This window comes from Levilactobacillus lanxiensis (assembly GCF_016861655.1).
Lineage (GTDB): Bacteria > Bacillota > Bacilli > Lactobacillales > Lactobacillaceae > Levilactobacillus > Levilactobacillus lanxiensis.
Window position 1 is genome coordinate 217,248 of the sequence record NZ_BOLN01000002.1, and the last position, 17,956, is coordinate 235,203.

Annotated in this window: 12 protein-coding genes; 6 read left to right on the forward strand and 6 right to left on the reverse strand. The window is 51.2% G+C overall.

The window, feature by feature from the left end; genetic code table 11:
- Positions 1-48: 48 nt before the first annotated feature.
- The 4 genes from JUF22_RS03005 to JUF22_RS03020 form a co-directional block, all read right to left on the reverse strand.
- Entirely contained in the window at positions 49-1,494 is a 1,446-nt protein-coding gene (locus JUF22_RS03005) for a glycoside-pentoside-hexuronide (GPH):cation symporter (RefSeq protein WP_203643151.1), read from the reverse strand.
- Between the two features lie 62 nt (positions 1,495-1,556).
- Positions 1,557-1,802 carry a hypothetical protein gene (locus JUF22_RS03010; RefSeq protein ID WP_203643153.1) on the reverse strand — a complete coding sequence of 82 codons (246 nt, stop codon included), beginning with the start codon at positions 1,800-1,802 and terminating at the stop codon, positions 1,557-1,559.
- An 812-nt stretch (positions 1,803-2,614) separates the two neighbouring features.
- Positions 2,615-4,348 carry a phospho-sugar mutase gene (locus JUF22_RS03015; protein WP_203637811.1) on the reverse strand — a complete coding sequence of 578 codons (1,734 nt, stop codon included), beginning with the start codon at positions 4,346-4,348 and terminating at the stop codon, positions 2,615-2,617.
- Positions 4,349-5,392: 1,044 nt separating this feature from the next.
- On the reverse strand, positions 5,393-6,415 hold the full coding sequence (locus JUF22_RS03020; RefSeq protein WP_203643154.1) for an aldose epimerase family protein: 1,023 nt from the start codon (positions 6,413-6,415) through the stop codon (positions 5,393-5,395).
- A 254-nt stretch (positions 6,416-6,669) separates the two neighbouring features.
- On the opposite strand from JUF22_RS03020, the gene JUF22_RS03025 reads away from it, so the two are divergent.
- The 5 genes from JUF22_RS03025 to JUF22_RS03045 all read left to right on the forward strand — a co-directional run bounded on the left by JUF22_RS03025 (position 6,670) and on the right by JUF22_RS03045 (position 12,554).
- The gene (locus JUF22_RS03025; protein ID WP_203643156.1) at positions 6,670-7,791 is read left to right on the forward strand and encodes an acyl-CoA dehydrogenase family protein; all 1,122 of its coding nucleotides are present in this window, start codon (positions 6,670-6,672) and stop codon (positions 7,789-7,791) included.
- A 10-nt stretch (positions 7,792-7,801) separates the two neighbouring features.
- The gene (locus tag JUF22_RS03030; protein WP_203643159.1) at positions 7,802-8,593 is read left to right on the forward strand and encodes an electron transfer flavoprotein subunit beta/FixA family protein; all 792 of its coding nucleotides are present in this window, start codon (positions 7,802-7,804) and stop codon (positions 8,591-8,593) included.
- A 13-nt stretch (positions 8,594-8,606) separates the two neighbouring features.
- The gene (locus JUF22_RS03035; protein WP_203643161.1) at positions 8,607-9,572 is read left to right on the forward strand and encodes an electron transfer flavoprotein subunit alpha/FixB family protein; all 966 of its coding nucleotides are present in this window, start codon (positions 8,607-8,609) and stop codon (positions 9,570-9,572) included.
- Positions 9,573-9,936: 364 nt separating this feature from the next.
- On the forward strand, positions 9,937-11,943 hold the full coding sequence (locus JUF22_RS03040; RefSeq protein ID WP_203643165.1) for a bacteriocin-associated integral membrane family protein: 2,007 nt from the start codon (positions 9,937-9,939) through the stop codon (positions 11,941-11,943).
- Positions 11,943-12,554 (forward strand): ATP-binding cassette domain-containing protein, encoded by a 612-nt coding sequence (locus JUF22_RS03045; protein WP_203643174.1) that lies wholly within the window; start codon positions 11,943-11,945, stop codon positions 12,552-12,554. The genes JUF22_RS03040 and JUF22_RS03045 overlap by 1 nt, the downstream gene beginning before the upstream one ends.
- Positions 12,555-12,890: 336 nt before the next feature.
- Here JUF22_RS03045 and JUF22_RS03050 read toward each other — a convergent pair whose 3' ends face one another.
- Together JUF22_RS03050 and JUF22_RS03055 are read right to left on the reverse strand one after the other, a co-directional pair.
- Complete coding sequence (locus JUF22_RS03050) at positions 12,891-14,609, reverse strand: phosphoenolpyruvate carboxykinase (protein ID WP_203643177.1); 1,719 nt, start codon at positions 14,607-14,609, stop codon at positions 12,891-12,893.
- Positions 14,610-15,312: 703 nt separating this feature from the next.
- Positions 15,313-16,197, reverse strand: coding sequence for a LysR family transcriptional regulator (locus JUF22_RS03055; RefSeq protein WP_203643180.1), 885 nt, complete (start codon positions 16,195-16,197; stop codon positions 15,313-15,315).
- Between the two features lie 459 nt (positions 16,198-16,656).
- Between JUF22_RS03055 and JUF22_RS03060 the strand changes: the two genes are divergently transcribed.
- Positions 16,657-17,889 (forward strand): MFS transporter, encoded by a 1,233-nt coding sequence (locus JUF22_RS03060; RefSeq protein WP_203637824.1) that lies wholly within the window; start codon positions 16,657-16,659, stop codon positions 17,887-17,889.
- The last annotated feature ends 67 nt before the right edge of the window (positions 17,890-17,956 follow it).

Consider the following 17,956-nt stretch of genomic DNA (forward strand, 5'->3'; position numbering starts at 1 on the left):
CTAAAAGAAAAACCCTAGGAGAAAACCTCCCAGGGCTCACATTTAACATTAGTCTTCAGTTGCGGATTCAGCCTTTTCTTCGGCTTCTTCTTCAACTTTTTCAGTTTCTAGTTTAGATTCCAGTTCCTTAACGATTTCAGCATGCTTCTTTTCTGACAAGGTGACCTTGAATTGGTAAATCAGGGCAGCCACGATCAGTAAGATCATTGGCATGTAGAAGATGAAGGAATGGAAGACGAACATCCCGTGAGCGGTAATGTCGCTAGGCTTAGCGTTACCGGTCATGCCGGCGTGCACAGCGGCCAGCACAACGATCCCCGTTGAGAAGGCCCCAGCTAATTTATCGATCAAAGGACGAACAGACAAGGTGACGGATTCGTTCCGCGTGCCGTTCTTCCATTGCCCGTATTCCACACTGTCGGTGATGGTCATCAAGGCAGCTAAGAAGATCATTGGGTATGGGAAGAAGAAGATGGCGTCGGCAATGTACATCATGATGGCACTGCTACCGGCAAGGTTAAACAGAATGTAACCAACCAGCATCATGCAGATACCGCCGATGTAAACACCTTTACGCGTAATCTTGGAAACGATGATTGGGAACAATGGTACGGAGAGAATCCCCAGAATAGCGGTGACAATCCCGATAACACTGTAAGCAGCGGCGTTCCCGATAACGTAACGGAAGTAGTAGATCAACAGTGAGTTGGTAACCACGTAGCTTAAGGCAAACAACAGGTATGAGAAACCTAACCACATCAATTGGTCATTTTCACCAATAACCTTGAAGACATCGCGGAACCGTGTCCGTTCAGTGTTTTCCCGAATCAAGCTGGTAGTTTCCTTAGTCCCAAAGAAGGTTGCCAAGGCACCTAACAGTGAAACTAACCCGATAACCGTTGCAAACCCTAACCAACCGGCACGGGTTTGGGTACTGCCGTGAGTGCCTGAGAACTGTTGTGAGAAGTAGATAACCAATGGGGTAACGACAATGATAACCCCTTGAGAACCCAAGGTAGAACCGAAACGACCAACCGTCCCGAACTTGTTACGAACCTTGGTATCAACACTCAAAGCAGGTAACATGGACCAGAAGGAAATGTCTTTGAATGAATAGAAGATATCCATGATGACGAAGACAATCCCAAAGAGCATGAAGTACATGGATGAGTTGGAGTCCGCTAACCCAAACAGGCTAGAGAACATCAGGATCAACCCAGCGGAACTAACGATAGCCCCGGCAAGCAGCCAAGGTTTAAACTTACCCATTTTGGTATTGGTGTTATCAACCATCCCACCAATCATGGGGTCAAAAGCAATTTCAATTAAACGAATAATAACAACCATCGAGGTAACGATTCCGGCTTCAGCAGCGGAACCCTTGCCAACGAACAGCGCACTGGTAACAAAAATAGCAAAATAAGTATTTAGGGTTGCGTAGAAGGCATCGTGACCGAACGCCCCCAAAGCATATGAGACATATTGCTTAATCATTTTCTGTTTCACACCTTTCAACGGGAGAAATGTTGCAGACAATTAACGGCGACCACTTAGTCTTAGTGGTACCGGTGTTCAATGATCTTGGAAAGAACTTCTTCCCGTTGCTGAGCCTTCGCCATATCGAACTGGGATTCTTCCAGCCGGTTAAAGTCTTGGGCCAATAACGTTGCTTCCAGGTAAAGGGTCAGTTGCCGTTTGATGTACAACTTGTTTTCTTCATCTGGATATTGTGCGTTCCCGCCCAATACCGCAGCAGCAAACTTCGCTGGGTCCAACGTAATCTTTTCATCCTTCTTAGCCATTTTGAAACACCTCTGTTTTCTAAAATAAAGTTTAGCTAAATCTGGTAAAACCTGCGCCAACGGTTTAAGTAAAATGTAAGCGCTTTACAATCATTATTCTAAGGACATGTCCGGATAAATGCAACCACTTTCATTGTGTAAAAATATACTAACTATTGATGAATCATGCAATTGTAAGCGATTGCAACCGGTTGCTTTTTCTTGATAAAAAATTTAGTAAAGCACGTAGTAAATATCCAAAATCCCCTGTTTTTCACGAAAACAGTCAATCACCCGTTCTGAAAGTTTGTGAAAATGAACAGACCGAGGCGAAACTGTCGGCAACAACCGGTTGTCCTTTCCTTCTTCGGAACGGTAACCAGTCACCTCGTCATGATTGCCGGATAAATTTCTGAATCCTAGCCACAACCAATGAACCCCAACAGCCAGTCTTCAAAACGCCAAGCCCATTTCCCCACCACTGATCGAATAGCTAGGCACGACCAATAAATACGCCAAAAGAAAAAACAGCCGCGCCGGCCCCCTCACAGAAGGACCAGTCACAGACTGTTCATGTACAACTTTATTGAATTAAATGCCCCCGACACGGAGAAGTTAAAGAGCTGATCCGTGTCAGTGACCAGAGGCGGGCCAAGTTGGCCAGCTGTGTCGGTGGTCTTGGCTGAGGTTCTTACTCAGCCTAGCCCACGGGACAACCTTTGAGACCGACCCTCAGGCTCAAAGTTGAGGTGAAAGCCCGCCCTTTGGCTGAAACCGGCCCCATAGCAGGGCACCTTGAGCCCGCCGCCGGGAACGAAATCAACACGCATCTGCTATTTAACGGAGTCGACGTATTGCTTGAGAGCGGACTCGTACCCTGCCAACCGCTTTTGTGCAGCGGCATCGGTCGTGTCACTGGTTCCGATGTAGAACTTGACCTTAGGTTCGGTCCCTGAAGGCCGGATGCAGATCCAGGTGCCATCGCTCAACCAGTACTTCAAGACGTTAGACTGGGGCAGATCAATCGTGCTGGTCGTGCCATCGGCTTCGGTCTTGGTGCTCGTCGAGAAGTCTTCCACCGTGTCAATCGTACTGTCGGCAAAGGACTTCGGCGCATTCTCACGGAACTCACTCATCAAGTGGGCCATTTGGTCAGCCCCATCGACGCCAGGGAATTCCTCAAATGTGGTCTTTTCAGCAAAGTAGCCGTAGGTCGCGTAGAGTTCTTCGATGCCGTCGTAAAGGGTCATCCCCCGCTGCTTGTAGTCGGCAGCGACTTCGGCCAAGAGCACCGTCGATTGGATGGCGTCCTTGTCCCGAACGAATGGCTTGATCAGGTAGCCGTAGCTTTCCTCGAAACCAAACAGGAAGGTGTGTTCATGAGTCGTTTCGTATTCGTGAATCTGTTCGGCGATAAACTTAAAGCCGGTCAGCACGTTCTTCATTTCAACGCCATAAGCGGCCGCAATCTTAGTGGCCAATTCGGTGGAAACGATGGACTTCACGACACGACTGTTGGCTGGCAACTGACCCGCTGCTTTGCGGGCTTTTAAAATGTAAGCCAACAAAATCGACGCAATCTGGTTCCCGGATAACAGTTGATATTCACCGTCTGGTTGGCGCACGGCAGCCCCTAACCGGTCGGCATCGGGGTCGGTGGCGACTAACAGGTCGGCGCCTTCCTTTTTCCCGAGGGCAATCGCCATATCAAAAGCCTGAGCGAACTCAGGGTTGGGAAATGGCACCGTTGGGAATTCAGGGTCAGCAATGGCTTGTTCGGGCACCATGGTGAAGTTTTCAAAACCAGCACCACGTAAGGCCCGTTCGCCAATCACCTTACCGGTCCCGTGGAGTGGCGTGTAGATCAACTTCATGGTCTTCCCCACTGAGTGGACCAAATCGGCGTTGATGGTGACGCTCTCAACGTTCTTCAGGTAAGGCTGGTCAACGTTTTCACCGATGATCTGCAAGGTCTTAGCGGCCCGCAGTTCTTGTTCGTCGGCCACGGCAATCGCAAAGACATCCTTGGCGGAACGCACGAAATCGGTGATCATGTCAGAAGCCTTGGGTGGCATTTGCCCACCGTCTGGGCCGTAGATCTTAAACCCGTTGTATTGCTTAGGGTTGTGGCTGGCCGTGATCATGATACCCATTGCCGTGTTTAAATGCCGCACCGCAAAGGACAGTTCGGGCGTGGGCCGCATGTCATCGAAGACGAAGCTAGGAATGTGGTGCGCACCCAAGACGTGAGCGGCCTCGTGGGCAAACTCACGGGAGTGGTAACGGGAATCAAAGCTGATGGCAACCCCGCGTTGCTTGGTGGCGTCATCCAGGGTGTCCAGGTAACGGGCAACCCCTTCGGTAGCTTGACGAACGGTGTAAACGTTCATCTGACCGATACCGGGTCCCATCACGCCCCGCATCCCAGCGGTCCCAAAGCTCATGGGCGCCGTGAATGCGGCTTTCTTAGCGGCGTCATCAGTGGCGATGGCGTCCAGTTCATGCTTAATGTAAGGGATCATCGTTTGCTGTTGTTGCCAAACTTGATAATTATCTTGCCAACTCATGTTCAAATCTCTCCTTATGTTTTCTTGCACTTGGGTTAAACTTTGTCGTTGTCAGCGCCTCCGGGATGGTGAAAACTGGGACGTGACGGCCGCTGTCCGTTCCCGGCAGCGGGTTCAAAACGCCCTGCTGTGGGGTCGGTTCCAGCCTGAGAAGCTGGCTTCCACCTCGACTTTGAGCCATAGAGCGGTCTCAAAGGTCGTCCCATGGACTAAACTGAGAAAACCACTCAGTTAAGACCATCGACACAGCTGTGCATTTTGCCCCGCCTCTGGTCACTAACACTGACCAAGCCAGGCCATTTTCACCATCCCTGCGGCTGACACGCGTTTAACCCGCAACAATGTGTCTATTCTATTCATTCATGGGCAAACTAGTCCATGGTATTTAAACTGGTTTCACCTAACGGATGACCGCAATAACAACCGCAACCATCCCCTAGCTTTCACCAGTAGGAATTACTCTCTAAATATATCATCAAACGCAATTTTCCAGCGTAATCGTGTCCCGACTAATCCTAAAAATTAATCGGACAGTCACCGTAGCACAACCACACCCCACAAGGACGCAGCCACACCACCGTCACCTACGAATACTAGCGTCAGTAACTTGCGCTAACTTTAGCCGGAGGTGAACAGGTGCGGATGCCCGTGTCGAGGTTCTAAGGTCGGGCGAACTTCCCGACCTTAGAACCTGGGACGCCTTGGAGACTCACGGTTTGGGTGATGCTCCAGAACACGCACCAACTGCCTCTTGTCAGAAAAATCCAACAAGAACGTAGCCACACCACCGTCACCCACGAAACCTACGAATACAACCGTAAGTTAGGTGGCGGTGTGTTAGCTGAAGACGGCTAGGTACGGACGACCTGTGACGAGTTTCTTAGGTCGAGCGTTCTTCTCGGCCTTAGAAACTGGGACGTACTTGAGACTTGTGTTTTTTACAAGGCTCAAGTGCGCCTGTGAAGACCGCTTTTCGGCTTCACAGGTTGCCCCACAGGACGGGAGTACCTAGCCGCCGAAGCGGCCAGAACACACCGCAACCCGTTACTTACGCGTGTATTGGTAGCTGATGAAGTGGGTGACAGGTTGGTTGGCTGGCAGGATGACGTCGCCGAAGCCGTCATGGTGAATCGCATCCGGCAAAGTTTGCGCTTCCATAGCCAAGGCATTGTAGTCCCGGGCATCAGCACGTTTAGCATCGGTTGGGTTAGCCGTGAAGACGACCAAGGCGTTCCGGTCGGAGTAGACTTCGACCTCACGGTGGCCAGCAGCGTCACCAACCGTAGCGATTGGTGTGTCCTTGCTAGGTTCAACGACAAAGGCATCATCGTATTCGACTTGGCCCGTCTTGTGTAATTGATCCAAGCCATCCTTGATGGTCCGAGGCTTACTGAAGTCGTAGCCGGTACCAGCCGTTTGGCTCATTTCACCGGTTGGAATCTTTTCACCATTTAAGACCAGGCGCTTGTCCCCGCTCAACTTCAACCATTGATCGTCCAAACTGTGTTGGTCGTCGGTCACGTTAAAGTAGGTGTGGACCGTTGGGTTGAACAACGTGGCGGCATCACTCTTGGCATCAAAGGTTATGTCCAAGCGGTTTTCTTCCGTCAACGTGTAGGTAATGGTCGTGTTCATGGTGCCGGGGTATTTGTCGTCGGCTTCCGTGGACGTGTGGGTCAGCACAACGCTGGCCGTGTCGGCCGTTTCCGTCGTCGTGGCATCCCAGTTGGCAAAGGTAAAGCCGTGGGGACCACCGTGACTAGCGTTAGGCTTTTCATTTTGGTCGAGGTGGACCGTCTTGCCATCGAGGTCAAATTGGGCCCCGGCGATACGACCGGCGACCCGGCCTAAAGCTTGGCATAAGTAGTAAGGGTTGTGATCGTAACCCTTTAAGTCGGGCAGGTTCACGATCAGGTTGTGCTTCTGGCCGTCTTCGACCACGCTAAATTCCTGTAAGGTCGCGCCCCAAGTCAGGATGGCCACGCGGGTCCCCTGTTGGTTCGTAAGTAAGTATTTCGTAACAGCTTGTTCATGCAATGTTCCAGCTGAGCTCTTCGTAATCTTCATAATAAATTGGCACCTCCATAAAAGAATCCGTTTTCATTGTACTCTAACCGGGCGGTAAGTACCAATTTATTTACTAAATTTTTCTAGAACTTTTACTAACGACCATACAATTCAGGAATCCGTTTTATTCCTAATAGGCATGACGGATATTCAACAATCATAAAGTTTCACTGGACTTATCAAATGATTATTCGCTATACTGGCCTCAATCGTTCAGAACTACACAATTTGTGCTTGATAAGGAGGAAATATTTATGCCAGCTACAACTGCTGCCGCTGAGAAACTGTTATTACAAATGGTCGACGACTACACCCAACGGGAAATTAGTCCCTACGACATGTCCATGGACGCTGCTCAGGACTTCCCAAAAGGTTTCGTTGAGAAGCTCACCAAGACCGGTTTCTTAGGCATCATGCTACCCCAAGAATTCGGTGGTGCCGGCTTCGGTCCCGAGGTTACGGCCACGGTGCTGAACCACATTGCCCGGGGGAACGCCAGCACGGCTGTCACCCTTGAAGGCCATTTCAAAACGATTGACCAAATCCTAAAATACGGGACGCCCGCCTTACAACAGGCGCTGCTCCCCACCGCTAACGACCGTATCTTCGCCTTTTCCATGACCGAGGCCTCCGGGGGATCGAATCCCATGGGCATCAGTTCCACGGCCACTCGTGAAGGTGATCACTGGGTCATCAACGGCGATAAAATTATGATTACCAACGGTGGCTTGGCTCAGGTCTACTGTGTGCTGGTCAAGACCGCCCCGGCTGAATTATCCGTCTTCGTGGTCGACCAGGACATGCCCGGCTTTTCATTTGGGAAGCGCGAAGACTTCATCGGCCTGCGTGGCACCCCCGTCGGTGAAATCGTCATGGACCACATCGTTGTCGACAACGACCACCTGCTGGGCAAGCTCGGCGATGGTGGGGTCATCGGTGACTCCGCGCACGATGACGCTCGAATCTTGATGGGCGCCGTACTGACCGGCATCATGGAACACGAATTGAAAATTTCCACCGACTACGCCAAGGAGCGTAAGGCTGGCAACACGCCACTGACCGACCTGCAAGTCACCCACCGCAAGGTCGCCGATATGGCGATGCGCAAGGAAACCACGAAGCTCCTGTACCAACGGGCCGCGCAATTAAAGGCTGCGGGCCAACCGTACAGCGAGGAAGCCGCGATGGCCAAGGCCCACGGTTCCCGGGCCGCCGTGAGCGCCGGTGACGACGCCTTGCAAATTTTAGCAGGCTACGGCTATAGTCGTGAATACCCCGTGGAACACCTGATCCGCGACGCCCGCGCCATGGAAATTGCCGAAGGGACCGTCGAGAAGATGCGTTCCGCCATTGCCAAAGCTGAATTTACTAAATAGGAGGTTCCCCATGAAAATTGTGGTTTGTCTCAAACAAGTCCCAGAAACCAACGACGTGACCATCGATCCCGTCACCCATAACCTGGACCGGCGTGGATTGGCCGGCGTCATGAATCCATTTGATAAGAACGCGATTGAACTCGCCTTAAACTTAAAGGACAGTCGCGACGATGTTCAAGTCGTCCTCCTCACCATGGGGCCCGACGACTACGCCGACTCCCTGCGCGAAGGCATGGCCATGGGGGCCGACGAAGGGGTTCTCCTGTCCGACCGAGCCTTTGCTGGGGCCGATACCCTGGCGACCGGCTACGTCTTGGCCCAGGCCGTGAAGAAAATTGGCGACGCCGACCTGATTTTATTTGGTCGTCAAGCCGTCGATGCCGATACGGGCCAGGTTGGCCCCATCGTTGCCGAATTTTTACACCAACCGCAAATCACCTATGCCGCCAACTTACGGCTGAGCGGCGCCAACGAGGTCACGGCCGAACGCCTGTTGGAAGACACTAAGCAGACGCTGGTCGCCCAACTTCCCGCCGTCGTCAGTGTCCGTAGCGAGCTGAACACGCCGCGCTACCCCACACCGCGGAACATCCAATTGAGTTTTAACAAACCGCTGACCACTTGGCATCACGACGACCTCGACCTGGACGATTCCCGTTTGGGACAGGCCGGCTCACCTACCATTGTGACCAAGGTCTACGCGCCAGAACCCGTTAAACGGGCACTCACCCCACTGACCGGGACGCCGAGCGAGGCCGCCAGTCAGTTGATCACCGCGCTGAAGCAACGTCAATTAATCTAAGGAGGAAGCTGCTATGTCAAAACCAGAATTATGGGTCATTGCGGAACGCCGCTTAGATCACATTGAACCCACGACCCAACAACTCATTACCAAAGCCAAGGGTTTAGCCGGCGACCAATTTAGTGTCGTGGCTATCTTGCTGGAAGCCACCAACGACCAGTTGGAAAACGAACTCACCGCTTACGGTCCCGACGAGATTCGGGTCGTTCGTGATGACCGCTTCCCTACGGCGACCGACGCGGAACACGCCGACGCCCTGCAACAACTGGTCACCGCTTACCAGCCCAACTCAATCTTATTTGGCGCCACAATTACCGGCCGCTCAATTGCGCCGCGGCTACAGGCCAAGCTCCAAACCGGCCTGACCGCCGACTGCCTGGACCTGCGCTTCGATGACGACACCCTGGTTGCCACCAAGCCGTCCTACGGCGATAACATCATGTGCGAGATTATTTGTCCCGACCATCGGCCGCAAATGGCGACGGTCCGGCCCAACACCTTCGTGGCGGCCCCCGCTACCGGTGACGCAACTGTCACCACGGCCACGGTGACCTTCCACCCCGTTGACCGGCTGGAAGTCAAAGCCGCCACCCCCGTGGTCAACACGGCCACGACCGTCGGCGATGCCAGCCGCGTCGTCGCGTTAGGTCGTGGTGCTGCCAGTTCAGCCACCATCGACAGTGCCACCAAGCTCGCCGAAAAGCTGGGCGGTCGCATCGGTGTTTCCCGGCCATTAACGGACCAGGACCGCTTCACCCATGACGACCAGATTGGTCAGAGTGGTAACACGATTCATCCCGAACTGATCCTTAACTTCGGAATCAGTGGCGCCGTGCAATACCTCGTGGGGATGCAAGATTCCCAGACAATCGTCGCTATCAACGCGGACGAAAATGCCCCGATCTTTGACGTGGCTGATTACGGTTACGTTGGGGATGCCCAGGCCTTTATGACGGCGCTGCTGGCGCAATTCAACTAAAGATTTAACCCCCAAACCGCCTGCGGCTTCCGGGGACGATTGTTGGTCAATTTTACGTTGAAGCATCTGTCTAATCTCACTTTGATAATTCCTTGCAACTTAAAAATCGTGTCACGCCATTTGCTGGTATGGCACGATTTTTATTTTGTAGTTATTTCAGTTTAAACTATCAATAAATTTTTATTGTCGTCCTCTATTTTCAGCTTTTCATCGGATTAAACGCGGCGTATCAGTAATCGCCTTATTAAACAAATTATATAGTGCTCGTCATATAAGGTTAATAGAGTTGTACATTTTTTGAAATAAAGCTATCCTATCCTTTAGCAGTAAATCACTGACGCCACAAATTCTAGGGAGGCTCTACTTGAAGATTATTAAGAATTCAATTCTAATTGTCGTCTCATTATGCTTTGGCCTCTTACTCTGGGGCCTCAGTCAATCGGCTAGCTCCACAGGGCTTTCAACTCTAGAACAACCGTACAACATCACGAGCACCTCTAAGAAATTTACACCTAACGAGATTAATCAACGACTAGAGGACTTCGCCAATCACCACCAGGTCAATCTGGTGAAGGCTTTCTGGATTCCCACGACGAATGACCACGCTCATCAGAGTTTTTACGTCTTAGGGACGGCTAAGCATTTTTCACAAAATCAGATTCCAAAGTCAAGTCTCGCTTCACGCTCTGAATTTTTAACCAGCGACCTGCGTTACCCCCTATATGTTTTTGGCCACATCAATCCACAGTCCATGCAGCAAGAACTAAAATCCCTTGGACTTGGATTCTCGCGCTCTTCGGAAAACTGGCTTTCACGAATCATGGACTTTCTGCTCGAGAGTGACGGCAGTATTTTCTTAGCTTTAACCTTACTACTACTGTTCCTAACCCTAGTGATTCGCAACTTTAAAGCGTTAAGAGCCGCTAATATTCAGTTACTTCAAGGGCTAACAAAATGGACTATTTTCAAGCGTACCCTAGTTCACGACCAGAGATTCTTCCTTGCCTGTTACACGCTTGTTTGTGGTCTCCTGACTATCAGTCTGTTCTGGACACATCATCTAGGGACTTTCTGGCTAACTGCTTTTTTCGCCTTACTTTTGTACCTTACCCAACTGCTGGTGCATCTCATTGCCGGTCTGATTTGGACCTGGTCCTATCGCCCCGCGACTATTCTGCCAACCATCAAAGGCCACGCCAAAAGTAAATTGACCTTAGTAATTGTTCTGGTGGTGAAAGTTGTCACGGAATTAATCGTCCTATTTACGCTACTGTCATTAGGTCAACAGCTCCTAACAAATCAGGCTATCAAGAAACAGGTTGGCACTTGGTCCAGCCTACCAAACCGCTACTCACCGAGTCTCACCCTGAATATTACCGCCCAAGAACAAGCAAACGAAGACAAACAAACTTACCAGCTAGTGACCTGGGCGTCACTCCATCACGGCCTTATCTCGAACTACGCTGGCTACAATGCAGCTGACGAGCGACCTACGTTAGACTTCAACGATTACTCAGATGTCTATAACGGTGGTAACGTCCTGATTGTCAATGCCGAGTACCTGCGACGCAATTCGGTGAAGAGTCAGTCTGGTCAGCACCTCCACTTTGCCAACAACGATCCCACCACCCATATTCTGCTGCCAGAAAAGCTGGCCAGCCAACAACAAAAATTAACTCATGCCTACATTGAACAACTAGGGTTACAACACATGTCAACAAAGGTTCGAACGCAAACCCATCTGCTCCAGAACCACCAGCACCAATTAACCTACAACCCAGACGGCTTGGATTTAGGTTACTATGATGCCAGGGTTCCCGACCCAGTGATTGTGGTAGTTTCACCGCAATCACTGGGTGGCGACAACGAAAATGCTGACCGGCTCTGGAATTCCATGCTCTCACAAGGGGCGTTCAGCTTCAGCGATTATCACCAACTGAATCGCCAATTAACGACACTGGGGCTATACAAGAATATTGGCGGATACACTAATATCAAGAGCTATGCAGGGAAACTTTACCAAGCACAACGCGAAAAAATATTTCGGTTAACGAGCATTCTCGTCTTGCTAATTGCCTTGTTCCTATTTGAATGCGTTCTGACCAGTGCCCTTTACCTGGGAATCTACCAGCAGACCCATGCTATTCGCCTACTGGCTGGCCAGTCACTCTTAAAGGTTCACTACAAATTTGCATCTATTTTAACGATATTGGTTACAGTCGAGCTTGCACTAACCCTGTTAGTCACGAGCAATTATCGCGTCGTTCTAGGCTATTATCTGGTAGCTGGTGTCCTGACACTCCTCACACTTTTCCTCAAAGCTAAGCGTAGCGTGAACCATCTTAAGTCTAATCTCAAGGGGGACAGCTAATGTTAACTATTTCAGCAGCGACCAAAGTCTTTGAACAACATGTCATTTTTACAGAATTGACGCACCATTTTCACCCTGGCAAAATCTACGTGTTATCCGGACCCTCAGGCTCTGGTAAATCAACACTTCTCAACTGCATCGCAACATTAGACACCTTAGATGCTGGAACCATCAGTTTTCAGGAGAAAGATATCACCCACATCGCCAACCACATTTACTTCCGTGACTATCTGGGCTACCTCTTTCAAAACTATGCGTTAATTGACGATGAGACAGTGAAGGCCAACTTAACCCTGACCAAACGTTACCTGCGCTCGCAACTGATTAACGCCTTAGCCCAGTTCGGCTTGGACGCTACCTACCTCACTCGTAAAATTTACACGCTGTCCGGTGGGGAGTGTCAACGGGTGGCCTTAACTAGATTATTGCTAAAGGATCCGCCAATCATCTTAGCTGACGAACCGACTGGCGCATTAGACACGGTAAACGAAACATTGGTGTTAAATAGCCTCGCCGACTTTGCCAAAATGGGTAAAATTGTGATAGTCGCTACCCACTCACAAACAGTCCTGGACTGTGCGGATGAAATCATTCATTTAGACGCTATCTAACCCAGTAGAAACCCTATCCCTGAGACAGGAAAGAGCGTGACCCACCACAACTGGTGAGTCACGCTTAACTCTTCGCAACTTAAAAATCGTGTCACACCATTTAGCGGTGTGACACGATTTTTAATTACAGTTCTTTTAGTTAACGTTAATGACAGATTTACTTGCGATAAAGAGCTACCTCCAACCACAAACCTAGTGAAATGAACCCACTAGGTCGATGTCAGTGACCAGAGGCGGATCAAAGTGACCGGCTGTGTCGGTGACCTTGGCTGGAATCGCCCCCGTAACACGGCGCTTTGAAACCGCCGGCGGGAGCGGTTCTTATCGCCAAGCTGGTTACATCTTCAGCAAGACCTGCAACAATTCGCGAGCGGACTCGTTCAGCTTGTCTTGGGACTTGTCGTTACCCAGGTGGGTGAAGATTTCACCGACGTAAACGTCGTCCGTGAACAACCGGTCAAAGACAGCGTCGATCACTGGCTTAGTGGCGGCTTGTTCCTGAACGGGGCCAAATGGGTTGGCGAAGAATGTCGTGCTCATCCCCACTTCATCGGTGGTGCCGAGCGCCTTACGCTTCCCTGCAACAAAGGTTGCTTTGGCAGATTCCTGGTCTTCAAACCGGTGAATCCCGATGGCATCATCATAGTTGTTGGCGTAGACCCACATGTCAATTTCATGGTGGGCAACGACGCGTGGCCAGGTGTTAGCTGGAATGATGACCCGCGCATTCTTTTGTTCGGGATTCATGTAAACCCCACGGTCCATGTTGTTGAAGGCAACTTCACTGCTCAAATCATCGAGGCGGACAAAGGCCCCCGTCTCAGTCCCTTGGGCGTACAATTTTCCGTCAGCCAAGGTGAAGCTTCCCATGTCGTCGAAAATCGTTTCGATGTTCACAATTTCCTCGTCGGCCACGTTTTGCAGCGCTTCAATAGATTCGGACTTGCCGGCACCGGAGTCTCCAAAGAAGACCACCGTCTTGGTTTTCCCGTTGGCAAAGGTAATCTTGACCATCGAACCGTGGATTGGCAGCTTTTTTTCCGCAATCATGTGGAGGTTGTGCAGCGTCAGGCACATCTTCTTCATGTAGCCAAAGTACGTGGTCTGGTCGTTGTAAGGCACCTGCCCCACGTAGATGCCGTTGGCTTCGTCATAGAAGTAATGACCGTTCTCAGGCTGTTCATCACTGGCAACGCCGGGGGTCCCAAATAACAGGACTAAGTCGGGCTTCTTGCCGGCAATTTCCTTGCTGTCAGCCAGTTGGAACAGGTTGGCTAAGGCAATTCCGGAGGCTAAATAGTCGCGGTGGAAATAGATGTAGGCCAAGCTCTCCCCAATTTTAGCGGGATAGCAGAACCAGTCATCCTCGGTCCCCTTGAAGTTTTCCAGCGGGTTGACCTTGGTCGCGGTAAATAGGCCCTTACGCTTGTTGCTCTTGGTGTGGAGCATCATTGGTGGCCGCAACATCAAGCGACTAATGAACCGAATGTCGGCTAACTTTTCGTAGCCAGCGGGTTCGGGCCACTGGACCTGTTCCAGCAGGACGCAGGCACTTGACCCGGCGCTAATTTGCCGATAAACGTGGTTAGTGTGGCCCTGAAGTTTTTCTTCAATCGTCCGGTAGAGGCGAATAACTAAGTCGTTAAAATGTTGGTCGATTGTCATAAATTCACTGGTGACCACGTCGTTTTGACGCACGGTCATCGTGGCGACCCGCAAGTACGTCCGGTAGTAAGAGTACAGGTCTTCAATGCTGGCCAAGATTTCGGCTGGCTTGAATTGACTGTAGGCGTCCGGATGATCGGTCAGAATGGCCTTGACCGTGTTCAAGTATTCCTCGGGTGAGACCAAGTTGAAAGTGGCGGTTGGGTCAGCATCCAACGGCACCTTGTCCCGTTGTTCATCCAAGAATAGCCGAACAAAACTGGCCAGTTCCTGGCTGTTCACTAAATCAAAAATACTGGTAATAAAGCGGGCGTTATAGTTAAGAACCGCCACGCTCCGGTCTGGATTGGCATAAAAGGCTGCCAAATCAATCGGTTCTGGTGTTAGCATGCAAAAACCCCTTTCAAATATATGTAACCTAATCTTTATGGGCTGAACCAGCCTGCGCCTTACCGGGCGACGAAAATGGACCGGAACGCGGTGGGGAGGACGCCCGAAGCCTGAGGTACAGTCTTCGAGCTTGCAGTGTGAAACACGGGGGAATGCAATTCCCCAAATCACCATTTCCTGAGGTTCCCTCAGGAAATTCCACGGCTGAGTCCATTTTTTCCAACCTCACGGCTCACACTGGTTTAACCCATTTGTCTGGCTTGTTGTTGCCTATTTAAGCTTACTTGGTTAATTTGATAACTAGCTGTTTGGACACTTGGTTATTTCATGACCAATCTAATCAACCCAAGGCAATCCATTAACACAAATAATCACTTCACGACTTATATACGACTAATTTCTGAAATTTCCAATGGCCAGACAGATACCATTGGGATTCGCCAACCTTAGCTGAAGGCGGGGAGACTCGGAGTTCTATGTCGGGGCTGTTGGTCGGCGGTCTTCCAGCCTTACAGCCCGGGACGACTTTGAAATCGGGTGACTTCCCCGAGTTCAAAGCGAGGTGAAAGACCGTTTCTCAGGCTTTCACCGGTCCCCATAGAAACGGAGAGTCTCCCCGCCGAAGCGGTCCAGTTTGCGAGTCCCAGAAAGGTATCTTAATAGGTAATTCTAGCCTAAATTGGAGCCCGTGGGAAGTGACTTCTCAGTCCGCGGCCGATTTAAATAATTGAAACAACTGACGCAACGTGTCGTGCTGGGGATTATCCGCGCGATACATGGCGTAGATCACCCGTAAGTCCTCGGGCACGTTGACGGGAATTTTTACCAAATTAAAGGCCTCTAAGTACAGCGTGTCCGCCACCAGGCCGACCGCTAGCGACGATTGCACCATCCCCGCAATGGAAATTTCATCGGGGTAATCCGCCTTGACCGTGAGCCGGTCGATTACACCCTGCCGCTTAAGCGTTCGCCGAACCTTTTGGCCAATCAATAGCTCTGGCGTATAGGTCAACACGTCGTAGCCAGCGAGGTCACTCAGTTCCAACTGCTCGCGCCCAGCCAGCGGATGGTCTGGACTCACCACAACAATGAACGCCTGCTTCAGTAGCGGCTGGTACAGGACCCCCGCCTCGCGACTGTCCGTGGCGGCAATACCCAGATCATATTGTTTCGCCGCCAACCCTGTCTGAATTTTCTCGGTGGGCACGCTGTGAAGTTCAAAGCTGATTTGCTTGGTGTGCGCCTGTTCAAATTGATGCAAGACCTTCGGCAAGTAGGTGCCAATCACCGTGGGAATACAGCCGACCCGAATCGTGACGGGCCGCGTGGCAGTATCTGCCTGGATGGTCGCCACCCCATCGTCCAAAATTTGCAGGCTCTTTTGAACCACCTGTAAGAGCTGACTACCTGTGCGGGTCAACACAATGTGGCGCCCCTGCTTCGCAAAGAGCGTCAGGTCCAATTCATCTTCCAGCTTATGAATGGCGTTGGTCAAGCTCGGCTGACTAACGTGTAACTCCCGGGCAGCCTGCGTATAGTTCTCCAACCGGCCAACGCATTCGAAGTAACGTAATTGATTTAAATTCATAGGCGCCTCCTGTTCTATGATTCACAATCTATAGTCGCTGACTATCAATTCCCGACCAATCGGTATTGGTATTTTCTCCTTCTCCACCTTAACATAAAGGGCGTAGAAAACGTTTTCTAATTCGAACTTATTCCCATTCATCCCCACATTTATCTCCCGTCAGGCTCACTCAGTCTTCAACCCAAAGACACCCGCAACCAATAACAAAACGCCGCCTTAAACGGACGACCACAACTATGGGCTGCGACAGTGTCAGCCGCAGGGCTGGTGAAAATGGACTCAGCCGTGGGATGACCTGAGGGTTCTCCCTCAGGTCATGGCGGCTCAAAGCAAGTCCCGAGACCGCTTCTCAGGCTCGGGGCGTCCTCCCCACAGCGTTCCGGTCCATTTTCACCAGTCCGGAGGCACTGACAAAGACAACTAAATGTGGCGACATTCTATTTAAGGCGGTGTTTTATTATGGAAGCAACACATACGACGCAAGTATCCGGCCACCGGCGGCTCATCTTCACCGCGGCCTTCATCATCATCTTCTGCTGTTCCGCATCCGCAGCGTTTTCCGTTTTCGCCGACACGCTGGTTAAGGCAACCAGTGCCACGGCTTCCCAGGTTGCCCTGACGCTGACCATCTATCAATTTTTCATGGCAGCCTTTGGGATTCTCTCCGGTCGGATCATCGACCACTCCTCACCGAAAAAACTCATGTACGTGGGGGGCTTCATCTTCGGCCTCGGCTGGTTCTTAGGGGCCTTCGCCCACAACATCTGGTTCCTGTACTTCTCCATTGGGATTCTCGCCGGTAGTGGGAACGGACTGCTCTACAATCCTTCCCTGCTGACCACGCTGAAATGGTTCCCCGAAAAGCGTGGGACCATCTCCGGCTTGCTGCTGGGGGCCGCTTCTCTCGGGCCGCTGGTCTTAGCGAAGGCTGGGGCTTGGCTCTGTGACACTATGGGCGCCAACGGCTTGATGCCGATTGGGATTGCCTACTTAGCCCTGATTTGGTTAGTCGGCTGGTTAATGGCATCACCCGAAACGCCGAAGTCCGACGACAACCAACCCGCTCCCGCAACCACTGGAAAGTCGCCTAAAGAAATGATGGGTTCCTTAAATTTCTGGCTGTTACTCTTACTCTTCGCGATTGCTTGTACGGCCGGCATCATGTTGATTGGGTCCCTGTCCTCTATTGCGCAAATTCAATTACAACTGACACCAATCGTTGCCGCTAACTTCGTCGTGGTCAACACCTTAGCCAACTTCTTTGGCCGGATGATCACGGGTCGCGCGGTTGATAAATTAGGAGAAACCCACACGTTACTGATTATTCTGTGTCTCACCATTATTGGCTTGGCCGGCTTACGCTACGCCGAAAACGTTGCCGTCTTTACCCTATTCTTGATCATCCTCGGCGCCTCATTTGGCGGTGTACTGGTCGTCTTCCCAACCTTAACCGGTAAGACGTTCGGCCAAAAGTTCTCCGGCACCAACTACGGCATCATGTTCTTCGGCTACGCTATTGGCGCGCTGATTGGCCCACAAATTGCGACGCTGTCCATGAACGCTTCCGCCGGCACCAAGGCCTACTATGGTTCTTACCTGGTGGCTATCGGCGTGGCTGTCGTGGGGATTCTGATTGACCTGTACCTGATCCACCAGGGCATCGGCAAGCACGTCAACGCCGAAACGACCTAACTGCTGGTCATTGGCTGTCACCTGGCTGTCAACCCCGGGCAGGTACTCCCACCCTCTGAGGCACGTC

Excerpts from the sequence above, each read along its gene's own strand:
- JUF22_RS03005 (WP_203643151.1), bottom strand. The coding sequence starts at position 1,494 with ATGATTAAGCAATATGTCTCATATGCTTTGGGGGCGTTCGGTCACGAT.
- JUF22_RS03010 (WP_203643153.1), bottom strand. The coding sequence starts at position 1,802 with ATGGCTAAGAAGGATGAAAAGATTACGTTGGACCCAGCGAAGTTTGCT.
- JUF22_RS03015 (WP_203637811.1), bottom strand. The coding sequence starts at position 4,348 with ATGAGTTGGCAAGATAATTATCAAGTTTGGCAACAACAGCAAACGATG.
- JUF22_RS03020 (WP_203643154.1), bottom strand. The coding sequence starts at position 6,415 with ATGAAGATTACGAAGAGCTCAGCTGGAACATTGCATGAACAAGCTGTT.
- JUF22_RS03025 (WP_203643156.1), top strand. The coding sequence starts at position 6,670 with ATGCCAGCTACAACTGCTGCCGCTGAGAAACTGTTATTACAAATGGTC.
- JUF22_RS03030 (WP_203643159.1), top strand. The coding sequence starts at position 7,802 with ATGAAAATTGTGGTTTGTCTCAAACAAGTCCCAGAAACCAACGACGTG.
- JUF22_RS03035 (WP_203643161.1), top strand. The coding sequence starts at position 8,607 with ATGTCAAAACCAGAATTATGGGTCATTGCGGAACGCCGCTTAGATCAC.
- JUF22_RS03045 (WP_203643174.1), top strand. The coding sequence starts at position 11,943 with ATGTTAACTATTTCAGCAGCGACCAAAGTCTTTGAACAACATGTCATT.
- JUF22_RS03050 (WP_203643177.1), bottom strand. The coding sequence starts at position 14,609 with ATGCTAACACCAGAACCGATTGATTTGGCAGCCTTTTATGCCAATCCA.
- JUF22_RS03055 (WP_203643180.1), bottom strand. The coding sequence starts at position 16,197 with ATGAATTTAAATCAATTACGTTACTTCGAATGCGTTGGCCGGTTGGAG.
- JUF22_RS03060 (WP_203637824.1), top strand. The coding sequence starts at position 16,657 with ATGGAAGCAACACATACGACGCAAGTATCCGGCCACCGGCGGCTCATC.